The organism is Pseudobacillus sp. 179-B 2D1 NHS, from assembly GCF_045370945.1.
Lineage (GTDB): Bacteria > Bacillota > Bacilli > Bacillales > Domibacillaceae > Pseudobacillus.
The window spans coordinates 25,175-42,673 of the sequence record NZ_JBIQDP010000007.1 but is presented as its reverse complement, the minus strand read 5'-3'; the positions used below and the strand labels follow the sequence as shown (position 1 = coordinate 42,673).

The window sequence follows — 17,499 nt, the reverse complement described above, 5'->3', positions numbered from 1 at the left end:
ATGAGCAGCTTTTTATCTTCAGTTTAGTTGGAAAAGCTTTTATCATGATTGAGGATAAAGTAGATAACCTTGATCCATGGGAGATGCAGAAATTGGTAGGTGGGCTTCTCAAAGCAATGGAGTACAATGTTCAAATAAGCCCAAAAGGCTCGATGGTGGTGTTGATGTTTTAGCCTACAAAGATGCGTTTGGATTTGAAAGGCCGATTATTAAAGTACAAGTAATATATCGCAAAAACTCGGCGTCAGTACCAGAGATACAGCAGTTGCTAGGAGCTAATCCTATTGATGCTAACATCCTTTTTGTTTCTTTACCTTACACGCTGAAGCGGTAGCAAAGCATAATTCTGTTCGATTAGTCGATTTAGATGAGCTTGTTCGACTTGTTGTGCAATGGTATGAGAAGATGCTAAGAGAAACAAGAGCTTTATTGCCTCTACAGAAGATGTACGTGCCTGAATAAGTTTGGTGGTGGAATATGAAAAAAATGAGCTGGATTTTCACTGTTATTGGCTTTATAACGATTATAAGTAGTGCTTTGTATCCGCTTGATGTAATCAGTAAACAGGCATTTTTGGCACTGCTTATTGGTGGGGCAGGTGTAATGTTTGTTGGTTCAATGATTAGGAGTTTTTCGATTTTAAAAAAATAACAGTATTTGTATTGATAAGATATGAACCGATACTTCACTGTTTGTTGGATGTAAATATGTCCATAAAAAACGGACGCTCTTTTGTCTAAGAGCGTCCGTTTTTTATTTGATTTCTTTATTTCTATTGCCATGTAACCAGTCGAGAGCATTAGCAGGGAAATTTTCTGCTCGAATATTTTCGATGTCTTTTACCGTAAGCTCATACCAGCTTGTATCAACTAATCGATTGCTATATTGTTTCTTAATAAATTGATAATAGAATTTCATGGTATCATACGTTTCAAAGGTATGAACGATTTCAGTATTGTCCCCATTTTGTTCTTTAATAAGGTTGATCTTATGTTGCAAACTAACACTAGTACTATATGAGAATTTGTATAACCCACTAGGAAATACTTGAAATAAAATAACTATCCCTGGCTTTGGTTCTGTGCGTTTTATTTTTTCTTCCTGTCTCTCTTTATACCTTACTTCTTCCTGTTCTCTTTCCAGTTGTATCTTCTCTTTAATTTTTTGATTGTAGGCATCGATCCATTTTTCATCGGTAGCATCAGCGAACTCCAATATTTCTTTGGATAGTTTACGCATGTCTTCAACGTTCCACATATAGCTGCCAAAGAGACTTTGGTCGCTCCTTGCTACGGCTATTCCGCCGCTTTTTATTGGTATCAATGTAACGTTACCTATATGACTATATTCATTGTAGTATCCCATGTGCCTAACAGTATCTATGTCTTCTGCAATCCGTTCATTAAGGGACATAGTACTTAATCTTACCTCTCGTAACTTATCATTCAATTTTTTTAAGTCAATTAACCCTTCTTCATCAAAATCTATGATTTGTCTACCTAGCATAATTTGAAATATTTCTTTTACTTCTTTTGGGGATTTACCGGCTGAGTTCGCAATTTCATTTAGATTGGGGTTATCATACATTAAGCCTGGATGATTTAAATATGCGTTTAAGGTTATGTATTCATCTGGTGTTATTCCTAGCTTTAAAAAGTAGCGGGTAAGGTTTTGAGCTATTTCGAGTGGATTTAAATAAAACATTACTATTTCAATCCTCCTTTTTTTCAATTTCAGCTAACTAATCAAATTAAAGAAAGGGATCTCTTGCTATTTAATTGCCGCTTATCTAGTTTAATATAGCACAAGTGGTTTATGGGGGGATAAGTTATTTCCCACATTTATATCTTGGATTGAATGTTCTTATAATAAAGATACATAAATAAAAGGAGGGATATGTCACTATCTCTCCTTTGATAACTACGTACACAAACGGTGTAGGTAAAAGGTGGAAAGTAACCCACTCAGGATACTTACTCAATAAAGGGGGATTTTAATATGACTATAGAAGCGGAAATTAATATAAGGTGGTCTCTATATACATAAGTTTGTATTTGCTATTCAGAAAAGGAACCATTGCTTGTTCGAACGAATGTTTGATATCGTTCGGAAAATTGACGTCAGCTCGTTGTAGAGTGGGATGCGATTCAGTCTGGGAGAAAGAATTATTACAACTCTACAAAAACTTCCTTATTATTTTAGAAAGGAAAACAGTTTGCTGCAATTATGGTTGAAACGAGACAAGAGTGTCAAGATTAGATTATTTATCTTTACAGTAATGCCGATAGTGAAAATATTCGAAGTATCTGTAACATTTGAGCGGGAATTGCTGTTACTGTTTAATTTTTACCAATGCACGAGTCCATGAAAGAAAGGTTTATCGAAGATTACTGTAGAATTATATGGCTTAAAAGCTATCTAAAGAGATTGAAGATGATTATGAAGCAACTGAGCTATTTTGATGTGAAGATAAATAGCTTGAATATTGTTTCTTTGGTTAGAAAAACGACTCTAAATGTGCCAATAGAAAGGATGGAAGAAACAGAAAATCAAAGTGAGGAAACTCATTGGATTAGGGGTTCGAAAACAAAAGTATATGCACGAGCTAAGGGAGTAATCACCCCCTCTTACTCGATTAATATATCATTGATAGTTTTAGATTAATCCTCTATTCGTTTATCTTCTGGAGGACTAGTAGACCAATCTAGATAGTGACCATTATAATTAATTGTTTTTAGGATTAACTGTTCTAAGTATGAAACCATCGTGGACCACAATAAGAAATCTGCATTTTCAAATTTATATGTTCCATGTGCTGCATTGTTTCTTTTTTTTACGAAATTACGTACAACTGTGTCATCATATTGTATGTTGTATTGATCAAATAAAAATGTAATTCTTGATCGTAAATTTCTCTGCAACAAAGCAGATAACTTTTGTTTAGAGCTACCTTCGCCAAAATCCTGTTTATCAATTTCGCTTAATAGCGGTATTACATTTTGATCAATCCACTTATTGAAGAGAGGATACAGATTTTTTCGAGTACTTTTATCTGTGTAGTGAGTAACGCGTTCGTTTAACACCTCATTCGCAAACTCTTCAATGGATGAAGATAGAGTCACAATGGGCATTGGAAATGTAAGTCTTTCGGATGAAAAATGTAGTCCATCAATTAACTTAATTAAACTAAGATGATAATCTTTGCTTAACTGAATGTATGATGGGAATGTAGATGTGATAAACTGAGTGAACATTCCAGGGCGATCAATAGAAATTAAATTTCTAAAGCTTGAAACATTTGAGTGCTTAGTATTTCGGAAAAACCTAAAACATTCTACGTCATTTTTATAGCCAATAACATATCTCCATAAAACTCTACTACCATATGCCAAAGATATTAATTCTAAAACATAATCCAATACTGTTTTTGCATCTTCAAAATCAATAAGTTGATTATCTTTTGTAAGAGTTATCTTTAACGGGAAGTTAGACTCAAGGATGTTTTTCTCCATGGTATTAAGAGTCCTATTTATATTTTTAAATTCAATTTTATAATTACTTTCTTTATAGGTAAGTACAAAATTTGAATGATTTCTAATAAGTCTTTTACCTATTTTCTCCATTCTGTCGAATTCAATTTTTATATCTGGAACAAAGAAAGACAGACTTGTAAAGTTGGAGGGTTCACCGATCTGAAGCTCATTATAACTAAAACCTAGGTTTACTTTTGAGAAATTCTCCAAATTTTCCTTGTATGAGCTCAATGCTAAACCAGAAGCAATCAACGGCTCTCCGTTTTCACTCTCACCTATAAAACGCCAAGGAAAAAAAGGTATTTCATCTGGTGTATTTAACTCTGTACGTATAAATTCTCCATATATTTCTTCTGTTTTCTTATGAGAAGGAAAGGTAAACTTGAAACTTCCATTCAATAAAGTAGTATCGCTATTATCGACACATTCATATAAGCCATGACCTTTAATTGAAAGAACTTTTTCTAGACGAATTTTTGGTTCCTTAGATTTTAATGTTTTCTTTTTGCTGAGACTACCAAGTAGATAACCTGAAATTCCCGCTAAAAGAGAAGCTGTATAAATTTTTTTCATTTTGCACCTTCCTTATTAAACAACATATTGATAAATACTTAATTAAGTGGATAAAGATCAGGGATGAAAAGAAAATGAAAAATTCACGCAATTTATTCCACTTAAATTTATGGTGGAGTGTTTTCGTAATTAAAAGAACTAGTCATTAACTTGAGATAACAAGTGAATACCTAAAGGAGTATTTTGTATATGGAATAACCCCAAGCTTTTGACATAGGTATGATAATTTTAAGGTCAGGGGAAATACTTTTTGTAAACAGATAACTTTCTAAGTGATCTTTTCTTGTTTAAAAAAATTTATGACTTGCACTAAGTCTTTATAAAGGTTTGGTACATTCTTGTTTCAAGGTTATCCAAAAAACATAAACTATAGGTAACTCATGAACGTATACCATTCCAATTTGTTTTTTCAACATCTTCTTGTAACAATAGTATATAAATGAGTGTCGTAATAGAATATGCTGCTTCATCTATATCTATTGTCTCTTCGAAATTACCTCCGTGAGCTATCTTATCCCGTACTTTAACTAATTTTGTGTAGAACTTATAACATTTTAATTCTTTGTAATTAACAATTTTAAATTCATCTAATACATGATTTAACTTATTTTGCAACTTTTTTTCTTTTGATGAGAACAATCTGATTTTATCTTTAAGTTGATCTGAGATTTTGATTTTCTTACAAAGCTCCAGATATTCTTCGAAAATGTACTCATGCTGTGTATTTATTAAATTGTCTAAGGCAGCAAATAAATTAAAAAACGCCATTTTGTTATTCTTACTCTCCAAGTTTAAGAAGCCATCAATTAAATATTCTAGCCAATTTGGAGTATTAGTTTCATGTTTGATCCCTGTTACATGTATTACGTATATCATGGCGTTATTACTTGCTTCTAGAATTCGATTTCCTGGTCCTGTAAACGTTCCTCTAAAAAGAACATGCCCGTTTAGGTTGTTTAGACTAGATAATTTGAGTTCGAATGAATAATCGCCAGGTATGCCTCTAATTAAAAAGAAATCTTCCTCATAACTTTCGTCAATTTCTATGTAACCATCATCAGTAACTGTAATAGGATCAAAATCCGAAGCCATTCCATAGTCTTCAAGAGTTACGTTGATTATACGACTATATCCTTTTACAAATGTATTCCAAAATATATGTACTTTATTTGAATGTTTGTAGTCCCAATCATCAGTTTCTATATCTCCAGATAAATAATAAGTAGTGTCAGAAATATCTTCTAGTGTATTAATGACAATATGAAATAAGTTATCCCGAATGTAATCCTCAACATATTTCTCGATTTCTTCATAATCATCATCATCTAAGTCAAAACGATTAGCTATTCTATACATCATACTTTCAGAATTAATTTGTTCTATAAGAAATTTGTCCTTTATATTTTTTAATGAGTTAGCCTTTAGCATGTATTAGTCCCCCTTTTTAATATTAGATAACAGTACTATAATACCATTAAATTACTACCTTGTTTATAGTAGGGCAATTTGTTACTGGTCACCAAACTGGTCACACACTCGAAAAAACATCCGAAAACAGCAGGACACATTCTAAAAAAGAAAAGTCCCTAAAACCTTGATAAAAGTAGGCTTAGGGACATTTTAAGAAATTAGTGGAAACATCGCTTTGTGAATTGACAGGGTAGAGGTCGCTGGTTCGAACCCAGTCGGAATCATACGCAAGCGTCAAAACGTTATGAAAGTAGCGTTTCTGGCGCTTTTTTATTTGTGTGGGCTTGTTTGTTGAGCAAGATTTCTCATTTAGCGCACTATGATTCTCTTGACCAATTGATAAGGTACCCGAAGAACCTGCTTACTCTTCTTTAAAAATGGAAAAGCCCGTCTGGCAGCTAACCAGCGGGCTTGTTCATTAATTGATTTTCATATGTTTAATTGCATACTCAAGTCGATCATGGATACCCATGTATGTTTTAGCTTCTCTAGAGCCTTGTTTGCCTACTTCGTAATAAGGATCCTCACTTTGACCTTGGTAACAATAATAATAGTTATTTATCTTTTTAATTAGATAGTAAGGTGCATCTTCAAAGAAGTTTTTCCATAAGGAAGCAGGAATGATATGAATCGATCCAGCGAATGGTGTATAGCCAAGATGAGTATCATTATTATAATAAAAGTTAACTGAAAACACTTTATCCTCATTTATACCTAATCCATCATCAAATACGACTTGAGATTTCATGTAGTTAGGCAATTCTAATTTAAAGTGGTATTTCTCATTAGAAAAAGTAAAGGTTTTAAAATTGTCATTTAAAGCTTTGGCTAGAAAAACAGAAAATTGAGCACGTGTAAGTGTTGTACTTGGTTTAAATGTTCCGTCTGGATACCCTAGAGTAATATTATTCTCAGCTAGAGCAGAGATGTATGGATAAGCCCAATAACTTGGAGGAACATCTTTAAAGCTAGTCTTTTTCGTTGATTTTAATTTAAATCCAGAAGTAAGCATTCTAGCCATTAATTCACGAGTCATCGGTTCATTTGGTTTTAAATACGCACTTTTTGGAAAGATTCCCTCATCTACAATAGCTGCCGCATATTTATAGCCGCTATTCATGGTGGATAAGTCTTTAAAGCCTGGATTTGGTCGGTTAGATAAATCTAGATTTAGAGCCCTCGCCATTAATATCATAGCTTGCAATCGAGTAACCGGTGCTTGCGGGCGAAATGAATTATCGTAAAAACCGTTAATGACTTTTTTGTCTGTTAAGTATGTAATTTCATCTTTTGCCCAATAATCACGGCTCACATCTTTAAACGCAGCCGAAGCAAAGGTAGTGCCTGTAAAAGTTAAACAACAAACTAACAGTAGACTAAATAATCTCTTCATTCAATTGGCCCCTTTTCATTTTCATAATTAAAGAGAATAAGATAAATATTGCTTTACATTTAAGACTCTTAATTCCTTAATTTGAATTGTAATCCATTTAGTGGATGATTATAGATTTATAATACCATGAAAATAGAAGGGCGGAATAAGTGGGGTATAGGAAAACTTATAAAGAGAAAGTGCTTAGCTAATTGCAAAGAGAGTGTTTTTATAGGATACGGTTTATTTTTTTCTCGTGTATGTTCTATATTGAAGTTTTTAAGCCAGGAGCCTTCACAAAAGAACCATTCATTTAAGCTGCCAGGGGAAGAAAATCCAGCCGATGGGCTGCTCGTTATCTGCTACAAATCAGGCTTCTTTATTAAAGAGGCTGAATCAAAAGGTTGTTGAAAAGCGGTCGGCGAAAAAACAGAAGGTTGGATAGGTTTGATTAGATAGTAAAAAAATATTGAATTAATTTTACTATTTATCTGGATGTTTTTTGAAATCCATGTATGATGAATTCATATAATTCCAATAAACAGGGTAATCGAGGTGGGGGACTTGGAGACAGTTCTGCAAGCTAAAGCAATTCAAGATTTGATGGAGTCAGAAGAAAAGTTTTATATTCCTTCATATCAGAGAGGATATCGTTGGTCTAAGTTACAGGTTAGAGAGCTGTTGGATGATTTATGGGAGTTTCATGAGCAGGATCCGGCAAAAGATGAGGTGTACTGGCTTCAGCCAATTATTGTGAAAAAGAATGAAGAAACTTGGGAAGTCATTGATGGACAGCAACGTTTAACGACAATTTTAATTTTGTTGCAATACATAAAGAAGCAAATTCCTTTTTTAGTAGATCACTATTTTTCGATTGATTATGAGACACGCCCAAAGAGTTCAGATTTCTTGAGGGATATAGCTGCCGGTGAGAATATGAAGGATGATAACATTGATTTTTACCACATGTATGAAGCCTATGAGATGATTCAGGAATGGTTTGCAGAGCATAAGCCCCAGGCTGTTATGTTTATAGCACAGCGGTTGCGTGAGCAGGTCAAAGTCATGTGGTATGAAGTGGATGATTCATATGATGCAATTGATATTTTCTCACGTATCAATATTGGAAGGATTCCATTAACCAATGCGGAGTTGATCAAGGCATTGTTCTTAAGCAAAAACCATTTAAGTCAGAATGAAGGCGATGAAGATATTGTACGCTTAAAGCAAATTGAAATTTCTAATGAATGGGATCGTATGGAATATGCTTTGCAAAATGATGAGCTATGGTATTTCTTACAAAACGATACGGATTCGGATTATCAGAACCGGATTGAGTGGCTATTTGATCTTATAGCCAGTGATTATAAGATGGGAGTCGAAAAGAATATCCCTTATTATACCTTCCATGTGTTCAATGAATGGATGAAGAATCAATCAGAAGCGGATAAATCAAAGCATGCTATTATTGAGTCGATTTGGTTAGAGGTTCAACAGCTTTACATGAAAGTGACGGAGTGGTATCAAAATAGAGAGCTCTATCATTACATTGGTTATTTGCTTGCGACAAGTGTATCAATGGAGAGCATCATTCAGAAGTCTAATAACATGAAGAAAGATGCCTTTGTGGAGATTTTAAAAGAAATGATTCGCAGCTCCTTCGAGGATGTTGATATTGTTGGATTAATGTATGAGGATAGCAAGCAGGTACGCCATGTGCTGCTGTTATTTAATATTTTGACATTGCAAAATGACGTGTTATCGAATCAGCGCTTTGATTTTGAACGTTACAAAAAAGAAAAATGGGATATTGAGCACATTCATGCAGTAAAATCGAAGAAGCCACATAGTACGGAAGCGCAGTCTCAATTTCTGAACGAAGCACTTCCATATGTGAAGGATGAAGAGCTTCGCCTGGCTATCAACTCTTTTTTAGCTGCCTATGACCAAGAGCAATTCGAAGGGTTATTTGAGCGCATAGTAGATGAATTTGGGGATGATGAGACGAATAACATTTCAAATTTAACACTACTTGATGCCACAACGAACCGTTCTTATAAAAACGCCATTTTCCCTAAAAAACGCCAAATCTTAATTGAACGTGATAAAACAGGTGTTTATATTCCGGCATGCACGAGAAATGTCTTCTTAAAATACTACAACCCTGACGTGACACAAATGAATTACTGGGGGAAGAAAGACCGGGAGCATTATATCAATGCAATGGTTACGGCGCTTAGTACCGTGATACCAAGCGTGAAGGAGAGTGCGTATATATGAGTAAAGCAAAGACATATGCATTTTGGAAGCTCATTCAAGAAGAGCACATTAACCGCATTGAGATTCCAATCATCCAGCGAGACTATGCGCAGGGGCGACAAACAAAAGATGTCGAGCAGGTACGTGACAGCTTTTTGAAGGTATTATTCAAGAGCCTTGAGACGAAGGAAACGATTGAGCTGGATTTCATTTACGGTACGGTAAATGCACAAGGGGTGTTTGCCCCTTTAGACGGTCAGCAGCGTTTAACAACACTGTACCTTCTGCATTGGTATAGTGCGATGCGTGAAGGAAGAATGGATGAAGCTCGTGGCATTTTAGCAAAGTTTTCGTATGAAACTCGCAGTAGCAGCAAAGCTTTTTGTCGTATGCTTGTGCAACTAGAAGGTATTGATTTTGATAAAGCGACCATTAGCAGGGAAATTCAAAATGTACCAGATTTCTTCTTAATATGGAATCAGGATCCGACTGTGAAGGCGATGCTTGTCGTGCTTGATGCTATTCATAAGTTGTATGAGAACAAGCTGTATGACACATTGACGAATGATTGCCCTATTCAGTTTAAATTTATCGACTTGGATACATTCCATTTAGAAGATACGCTTTATATTAAAATGAATGCAAGAGGAAAGCCGCTAACACCTTTTGAAAACTTCAAGGCGAAGCTGCAGGCATACATGGAGCAACTAGTGAGCCAAGACAAAATTACCACTCATTTTTCGAAACAACTTCTGTTGAAAATGGATAATCAATGGGCTGATTTCTTCTGGGAAAGCCAAAAGAAACTTTATAATCAGGCATATTTACAGTTTATTCAAGTTGTTATTACAAATCAATTGGCCTTACACAAAGAAAATAATGAGCGGGTATCAATGCTTGTCAGCCAAGAACATGCAGTGAGCTTTGAAGAGATTGTGAAGGCACAGTTGGATGACACAGATTGGTTATATAGATTAGAAGCAACAGTGGATGCATTCATTCGCAGGGAACAAGATCATATTCCAATGGCTGTTATAGATGGCGAACAATTAGTGCGTCGTTCAATGTCTAGTGAAATTACCTATGCGGATCGTCTGCGGTTATTTGCGTTTACGGTATATGCGTCGCAAGTGTCAGATGTTGATAAGGAAACTCTCAGCACCTGGATGAGATTTATACGTAATGTGACGGAAAGTACACTTTATAATTCTGTTACGGATTACATAAACTCGGCGCGTGCCATCCAGCAGCTTGCGTCACATATCGATGACTTCTATACGTATTTAGCAAGGCCTGCAACGAAGCTTCAAGGATTTTATGGAGCGCAACTTGAACAGGAGAGAAAAAAGGCCCAATTGCTATTATCGCATGCCGATTGGGGACCGTTACTCAAAAAAGCAGAGGATTATCCTTATTTTAAGGGAGACATCGGCTTTTTACTCGGATTTGCAGGGGTAACATCCGCAGCAGAAATTGCTGAATGGAGTGAGGGAACGCATGCAACGGCTCAAAAACAATTTATATTTTACTATGAGCGTGCGGTTGCTATTTTTGGATCAGAAAAACTAAATGTTGATAAGAATTTATTCACACGTGCGCTATTAACATTCGGTGATTACACATTGAAGAAGGGACGCAACTATAGTTTCTTAACAGAAGGGTTTGATCGTGATATTAGTTGGAAACGACTGTTGCGAGAGGAGAATGTATGTTATTTGAAAGACTTGTTCGATGTAGTAGATATACATAATATCGAGGCAAGTTTACAGAGTATCATAGAAAATTCCGATGTAGAAGATTGGCGTCGTTATTTCATAAACTATCCAATGATTTTGAATGAAACATGCGGTTCGAAAAGATTTATTCGTTATAACGATGAAAATGAGATTCTTCTATTAGAAAGCAGTGCAACGAATGGATATTGCCAAGAATATTACAGCTATGCACTGCATGCGGCGTTAGAAGAAAAAAATATTAAATCTGATTATTATCATTCTTTAGGACGCGATGGTGAAAAGTATGTAAATATCCCAAAATTGGGCTGGAACATCTCCTTTGAAAACGGCAAGTTTATTTGGAGAAATGATACGGATCAAGAGTGGGAAAGTGAATCTCTAGAGGATGTTGTGTCGGAGCTTGAAAAGGAACTAAATACATTGAAGGTATAGATAAGGGAGCCTCATGTAGTTGCATGAGGCATTTTACTTTTTTCGGCATTAAAGTGGAGAAGGCTCCCCCTTTACATCTTTTCAAGGGCAACCGTTCCGCACGAAATAGCTTTCATTGTGTTCTGAGTGATTGTCATTAAAAATTTACAAAAATCGGTCAAATGCTAAATGTTTTGGCCGATAAAAGAACAGTACATTTATATGCATACATTTACAGTAACAAAGGAGAATGGGAAATGAATAGCTTAGAACAAGCTTTGTCTGTGGCACCAATACTCACACAGCTGCTTAAGGACGAAGATTTTATCGTGGCGGTTACGGATACAGAGAAATACCTTTACGCGACGCCGGGCAAGTTTTTAGATCCGGGAATCGTAAGTGGACAGCCTTTCTTCGATCACGATTTATTTGGCCAAGTAAGAGAGAAGTTGAGAAGAGTAGAAATCTTAACTCCTCCTGAATATGGGGCGCCTTTTAAAGGGATTGGCTATCCTTTATTTGATGAAAATAGAAATTTTATTGGATCATTAGGCTTTGGCATTAGTTTGAAGAAAGAGTATGCCCTCAGAGACATTATTGCCAATCTAAATGGAATATCAAATGCCATTGGAGAAAGAACCCAAAACATTACCGCCCATGCAGAGGAGCTCTCAGCTACAATTGAAGAAATTTCTGCCTCTTCAGAGAATACGATGCAGCACGCGGAAGAAATGAATGATGTGATTTCTTTTATAGACAATGTGGCCCAGCAGTCCAACTTGCTCGGTCTAAATGCCTCCATTGAAGCGGCAAGGGCAGGAGAATATGGCAAGACGTTTTCTGTGGTGGCAACGGAAATAAGAAAACTGTCCAGTAACACAGGAGAAGCCTCCAAGAAAATTGGTACCTTCTTAGAAAATATGAGGGAACAGATCACAGCCGTAACGCAAAGTATTAGGGATATTGAGAAGTCATCGACTGAATTAAGCTCCAATACGGAAACGTTTACTCAGGTTACAGAAGAACTGAACGAATTAGGCCAAACTCTTGATAGTTTTATAAGCGGCTTGTTGAAGCAAAATTAAAAGCATTACAGCGAATGCTTGGATTCCTATGATTACCTTCTAATCCATATTGAGGAAGTCAAATGATTGGAAAGTAAAGAATATACAACAAAAATATTCAAAAAAAGGAACGGCTTAACTAAGTTAAGCCGTTCCTTTTTTTGAATAGCCGTAAGAAAACAGGCAAAAATCAACGGTTTGGAAATTGTTTGTATAAAGCCCTTAATTTTCTGAACATATTTACAAAACCTTTACAAAGAGTTCAATGGAAATTAACAAAAAGACGTTATTCTTAACAAAGAATCAACATTCAACAAAATTAACTTGCCAATAAATCATCTTGGGGGTAAAAACATGAGGCTTATAAAAAAAGCAACGAATAGATTAGTAATGCTAGCCTTAGTTGCCGTTTTATCAGCGTGTGGAATACAGAAAGACGATGAAATAGCGTCGGCAAATGAAGGGAAAGCTACAATCTCTATCTCGGGGTCTACGTCTGTAGGACCATTAGCCGAAAAGTTAGCGTTTAAATATGAAGAGAAGAACGATGTCAATATAGAGATTAATCAAATAGGATCTTCTGCGGGTATCACAAATGCAATCAACGGTGTGTCAGAGATCGGCATGTCTTCACGTGATTTGAAACTGGAAGAAAAAGCTAGCGGGCTGAAAGAGGTAGTCATTGCTTATGATGGAATCGTCGTCGTCGCCCATCCTAGCAACAAAGTTAATAATCTTACGACGGAGCAAGTAAAGCAAATTTTTACTGGAGAGATTACGAACTGGAAGGAAGTTGGAGGAGAGGACAAGGAAATAGTAGTCGTTTCTCGTGAAGACGGTTCGGGCTCACGTGATGCCTTCCAAGAAATTGTCGGCTACACTTCAGGCGAATTAGTGAGAAGTGCCATTATTGCAAGCGGCAACGGCAATATTAAAACGACTGTTGCGACAAATGAGCATGCAATAGGATTTATTTCTTTTGAATATATGGATGACTCTGTTTCCTCTCTAAAGATTAATGGAGTGGAAGCGACGGCGGAAAATGTCCTTCAACAGAAATATAGTCTGTCACGCCCCTTCTTATTTGTCCATAAGGAAGATCAGCTGACGGATGCAGGACAACAATTCGTTGATTATATTTTAAGTTCAGAGGGACAAGCTATTGTTTCCGAAACAGGGGCTATACCAGTAAATTAACGTTTATAGATTTTATATCTAACATCGTGGAAATCTAAAAGTGATCTGGGAGGAATGTAGCATGACAAGCCCGCTTATGGAAAAACCAATCATAGATAACGGTAAATCAAATAAAAATAAATATGTGATGGAGAAGGTTTCATCTAGAATTTTCTTGTTTTGTGCCCTTCTATCAGTCGTCAGTTTATTGCTAATCATTGGATTCGTATTTTATAAAGGCTCCTATCCATTTATAAAAGAAGGTTATAGCTTTATAGATTTCATTTTTGGAGTAGATTGGGTACCAAGTGAAGATAAATTCGGCATATTTCCAATGATTGTGGCATCAATCTATGCGACCATTGGCGCTTTAATGATTGGTGTGCCGGTCGGTCTGTTTACAGCGATTTTTCTATCAGAGATTGCCCCTAAAAACGTAGCAAAAATTATTTCGCCGGCTGTACAGTTGCTGGCAGGGATCCCGTCTGTTTTATATGGTGTATTCGGATTGGCTATTATCGTTCCTTTGCTGCAGAACAACCTGGGGTTAGTCAAAGGGCAAAGCTTATTGGCTGTCATTCTTGTGTTAGCTATCATGATGCTGCCAACGATTGTAACGGTAGCTGAAATAGCCATTCGCGCCGTTCCAAAAACATACCGTGAGGGGTCCTTGGCTCTTGGCGCTTCAAAAATTGGAACGATTTTTAAAGTAGTTGTACCAGCAGCCAAATCAGGAATTATGGCAGCCATTGTATTGGGATTAGGGAGAGCCATTGGAGAAACAATGGCTGTTATATTGGTCGCGGGGAACAGTCTAATCGTCCCTGCAAGCTTAACAGATAGTGTCCGCCCGTTGACGACAAACATTGCGTTAGAAATGGGCTATGCATCCGGCGTTCATCAAGAGATGCTGTTTGCGACTGGTATTATTTTATTCTCCTTTATCTTGTTGTTAAACTTCGTATTAGCAAAAATCAGTGCAAAGGGTGGTAAGTAAAATGAAAAGGTGGAAAGATAACTTGCTGCATGGGCTTCTCTGGTTCTCAGCCATCTTGACTGTTGCCGTCCTTGTGGTCATTGTAGGGTTCATCTTTTACAAAGGGGTTAGGCTAATTAACTTTGAGTTCATCTTTGGTGATTATTCACCAACGGGCGGTGGCGGTATTTGGCCGATGATTGTGACAACTATGTATACCATTATTATTTCATTAGTAATTGCAACACCAATCGGGATTTTGGCGGCCGTGTATCTGCAAGAATACGCTAAACAAGGCCGATTAGTAAATGTCATTCGTTTTGCTACAGAAAGCTTAACAGGGATTCCTTCTATCATCTATGGATTATTCGGAGCCGTATTCTTTGTCACTACGTTGAAATTAGGCATGTCGATCATAGCGGCCTCGCTGACTCTGACTATTATTGTATTGCCGGTCATCATCCGAACGACAGAAGAAGCCTTAAAGACGGTACCGCAGTCATACAGAGAAGGCTCTCTCGCATTAGGGACAACGAAGCTGCAAACTTTATATAAAGTGATTTTGCCAAGTGCCATGCCAGGGATCTTATCGGGAATTATTCTCTCAATGGGGAGGATTGTCGGTGAATCGGCTGCCATATTTTTAACAGCTGGAACGGTAGCAGCCATGCCTGAAAGTATTTTCTCATCTGCCAGAACGTTAACGGTCCACTCCTATTTGGTGACACAGGAGGCCGGAGACATTGAACTGGCAGCGGCCATTGGGATTGTACTAATTGTGATGATCGTGGTTCTCAACTTTGTGGCGACATTTATCTCAAAGAAATTAAATAAAGCTGACTATTAAATGAGGTGTGATATATGAGTGTAGCAATGATGGAGCGGAACGCAGAAGTAAAGGCGGAAAGGTTCCCGCCAATGAAACAGCATTCAGAGGGAACAACGAAAATTAGTGTAAAAGATTTGAACTTATTTTATGGAGAAAAACAGGCACTCTATAATGTGTCAATGAATATTGAAGAAAAGAAGGTGACAGCCTTAATCGGTCCTTCCGGCTGCGGGAAGTCCACTTTCCTGCGAACGTTAAACCGAATGAATGATTTGATCGCTGGAGTAAAAATTAGCGGTGATATTATCATTGATCATGAAAATATATATCAATCTAACGATGTGATTAAGCTCCGCACAAAGGTCGGAATGGTCTTCCAAAAGCCCAACCTATTTCCGATGAGCATTTATGATAATGTCGCATACGGACCCCGGGCGCAGGGAGTAACAAATAAAAAAGAATTGAATCGGATTGTGGAGGAAAGCTTACGCGGTGCGGCCATTTGGGACGAAGTGAAAGACCGCCTGAAATCCTCAGCTCTCGGACTATCAGGCGGTCAGCAGCAGCGTGTTTGCATTGCGCGTGCCATCGCAATGAAGCCGGAAGTGATATTAATGGATGAACCTACTTCGGCATTAGATCCGATTTCTACGCTGAAAGTAGAAGAATTGATTGCACAATTGAAGAAGAACTATACAATTGTTATCGTTACTCACAATATGCAGCAGGCAGCGCGTGTATCCGACAAAACCGCTTTCTTCTTAAATGGCGAAATTGTTGAATATGATGTAACCAATCATATTTTTTCACATCCAAAGGATCAGAGAACGGAAGATTATGTCACCGGCCGTTTTGGGTAATTAGAGAGGGAAGAATAAATAGTGAAATTCTTAGACTGCCAAGTGCCTGGATAATGAGGACTTGGCAGTCATTTTTTTGAATAGTAAAAGGAAGAGTCAATTAATCAGAAAACGACCTTTTCATCAGTCTTTATCCAATTTAATTCTTTCGTGCTCGCATCTTTTGACCATTGAGTCGGCATTTCTTGATCTGAAATGACAACATCGATAGATGACAAGGAATCAATATGAAACAAAGCCCTTTGATTAAATTTAGAAGAATCGGCCACAACATATATTTGCTTTGATCTCTTAATGATAATGGAAGAGGCAGTGGCTTCATCCACATCGAAATCACAAATTCCCTCCTGGCTTATTCCTCCACATGAGATAAACGCTTTATCAAAATAAAAATATTCTAGCAGCTGATTGGTAATGGAGCCGCTGATCGAACGTTGCTGTGGATTAGATGTTCCTCCAAGTATGATGACTTTCCCGTTAAAAGTGTTAGCTTCTAATCGATTATTTAAGATGACAGCTGCGGCTAAAGAATTGGTTACAATCGTGACATTTCTTACGTGTTTAATCGAGTTTGCAACATGTAAGGTGGTTGAGCCGGCATCAAGAGCAATGGTTTCGCCATCCTTAATAAAGGAAGCGGCGACTTCTCCTATGAGTTGCTTCTGATGATGGGCGATGCCAACTTTATGGTTGAAATCAGGCTCATTGCTTATCCCAGCATATTTAACCGCTCCACCATGGATTCTGCGTAATTTCTTTTTCTCCTCAAGGGCACTTAAATCTTTCCGAATGGTTTCAGGTGTGACGTTTAATTTTAAAGCTAGATCCATGACGTTGACTTTTATTTTCACATCAAGTTCTCGCAGAATGATTTTATGTCTTTCTGATAGTAAAGACTTATTCATACTATTTCTCCCACACTTCTACAATTTTCTTAGTCTTTCTTAATTGTAAAAACGAATTATAAAGAAAGATTTTCAGTTTCGTTAATTTTTCAAAAATATTTAGTAAAACAAAAGAGACATCAGCTGATTTATCTGTCTTTTCGACTATGAACATGATGGTTCCTAATTCTTAGAAAGGGTGCCATGATTGGATCCATGAATAGTTTGCTTTCTTTGATGCTTTTGTTTTCTTTACTTATTTTTTGGCTTAACTTCATAATCCACCAATATTAGTAGATTAAGCTTAAAGGGAGAAAAGAGGACAGAACACTCTATCAATGACAAGCAGGATGAAA

The 17,499-nt window shown here is 36.7% G+C and carries 14 protein-coding genes and 1 pseudogene; 10 read left to right on the top strand and 5 right to left on the bottom strand.

The annotated features are described in order from the left end of the window. Positions 1 to 14: 14 nt before the first annotated feature. Both ACH0BF_RS08975 and ACH0BF_RS08970 read left to right on the top strand, forming a co-directional pair. A pseudogene (locus ACH0BF_RS08975) lies at positions 15 to 462 on the top strand (restriction endonuclease); the annotation flags it as partial. Positions 463 to 477: 15 nt separating this feature from the next. Then, positions 478 to 651, top strand: a complete 174-nt coding sequence (locus tag ACH0BF_RS08970; protein WP_406909294.1) for a hypothetical protein — start codon at positions 478 to 480, stop codon at positions 649 to 651. Between the two features lie 102 nt (positions 652 to 753). Here the strand turns inward: ACH0BF_RS08970 and ACH0BF_RS08965 are convergent, their stop codons facing one another. Then, positions 754 to 1,704, bottom strand: a complete 951-nt coding sequence (locus ACH0BF_RS08965; RefSeq protein ID WP_406909293.1) for a hypothetical protein — start codon at positions 1,702 to 1,704, stop codon at positions 754 to 756. Positions 1,705 to 2,433: 729 nt separating this feature from the next. Between ACH0BF_RS08965 and ACH0BF_RS08960 the strand changes: the two genes are divergently transcribed. Next, a complete protein-coding gene (locus tag ACH0BF_RS08960) occupies positions 2,434 to 2,664 on the top strand; it encodes a hypothetical protein (protein WP_406909292.1) in 231 nt (76 codons plus the stop codon). On the opposite strand, the gene ACH0BF_RS08955 is transcribed toward ACH0BF_RS08960, so the two are convergent. The 3 genes from ACH0BF_RS08955 to ACH0BF_RS08945 form a co-directional block, all read right to left on the bottom strand. After that, a complete protein-coding gene (locus ACH0BF_RS08955) occupies positions 2,661 to 4,106 on the bottom strand; it encodes a hypothetical protein (protein WP_406909291.1) in 1,446 nt (481 codons plus the stop codon). The genes ACH0BF_RS08960 and ACH0BF_RS08955 overlap by 4 nt on opposite strands. Positions 4,107 to 4,484: 378 nt before the next feature. Next, entirely contained in the window at positions 4,485 to 5,534 is a 1,050-nt protein-coding gene (locus tag ACH0BF_RS08950; protein ID WP_406909290.1) for a HEPN domain-containing protein, read from the bottom strand. A gap of 460 nt (positions 5,535 to 5,994) precedes the next feature. After that, the gene (locus ACH0BF_RS08945) at positions 5,995 to 6,969 is read right to left on the bottom strand and encodes an S-layer homology domain-containing protein (protein WP_406909289.1); all 975 of its coding nucleotides are present in this window, start codon (positions 6,967 to 6,969) and stop codon (positions 5,995 to 5,997) included. Positions 6,970 to 7,512: 543 nt separating this feature from the next. Here ACH0BF_RS08945 and ACH0BF_RS08940 point away from each other — a divergent pair. The 7 genes from ACH0BF_RS08940 (at position 7,513) to pstB (ending at position 16,259) form a co-directional block, all read left to right on the top strand. Beyond that, positions 7,513 to 9,228 carry a DUF262 domain-containing protein gene (locus ACH0BF_RS08940; protein ID WP_340855460.1) on the top strand — a complete coding sequence of 572 codons (1,716 nt, stop codon included), beginning with the start codon at positions 7,513 to 7,515 and terminating at the stop codon, positions 9,226 to 9,228. Continuing rightward, positions 9,225 to 11,375 carry a DUF262 domain-containing protein gene (locus tag ACH0BF_RS08935; RefSeq protein WP_340855457.1) on the top strand — a complete coding sequence of 717 codons (2,151 nt, stop codon included), beginning with the start codon at positions 9,225 to 9,227 and terminating at the stop codon, positions 11,373 to 11,375. Before ACH0BF_RS08940 ends, ACH0BF_RS08935 begins: the two co-directional genes overlap by 4 nt. Positions 11,376 to 11,611: 236 nt before the next feature. Continuing rightward, positions 11,612 to 12,439 carry a methyl-accepting chemotaxis protein gene (locus ACH0BF_RS08930; RefSeq protein WP_182917104.1) on the top strand — a complete coding sequence of 276 codons (828 nt, stop codon included), beginning with the start codon at positions 11,612 to 11,614 and terminating at the stop codon, positions 12,437 to 12,439. Between the two features lie 333 nt (positions 12,440 to 12,772). Then, positions 12,773 to 13,615: a phosphate ABC transporter substrate-binding protein gene (locus tag ACH0BF_RS08925; RefSeq protein WP_340855453.1), complete on the top strand. Its 843-nt coding sequence runs from the start codon at positions 12,773 to 12,775 to the stop codon at positions 13,613 to 13,615. A gap of 61 nt (positions 13,616 to 13,676) precedes the next feature. Beyond that, positions 13,677 to 14,591, top strand: a complete 915-nt coding sequence (gene pstC, locus ACH0BF_RS08920) for a phosphate ABC transporter permease subunit PstC (RefSeq protein WP_340855450.1) — start codon at positions 13,677 to 13,679, stop codon at positions 14,589 to 14,591. 1 nt (position 14,592) lies between these two features. Next, on the top strand, positions 14,593 to 15,417 hold the full coding sequence (gene pstA, locus ACH0BF_RS08915) for a phosphate ABC transporter permease PstA (protein WP_120036540.1): 825 nt from the start codon (positions 14,593 to 14,595) through the stop codon (positions 15,415 to 15,417). Positions 15,418 to 15,488: 71 nt separating this feature from the next. Further along, positions 15,489 to 16,259: a phosphate ABC transporter ATP-binding protein PstB gene (pstB, locus tag ACH0BF_RS08910; protein WP_340856462.1), complete on the top strand. Its 771-nt coding sequence runs from the start codon at positions 15,489 to 15,491 to the stop codon at positions 16,257 to 16,259. Between the two features lie 104 nt (positions 16,260 to 16,363). Here pstB and ACH0BF_RS08905 read toward each other — a convergent pair whose 3' ends face one another. Further along, positions 16,364 to 17,164 carry a DeoR/GlpR family DNA-binding transcription regulator gene (locus tag ACH0BF_RS08905; RefSeq protein ID WP_340855447.1) on the bottom strand — a complete coding sequence of 267 codons (801 nt, stop codon included), beginning with the start codon at positions 17,162 to 17,164 and terminating at the stop codon, positions 16,364 to 16,366. Between the last annotated feature and the right edge of the window lie 335 nt (positions 17,165 to 17,499).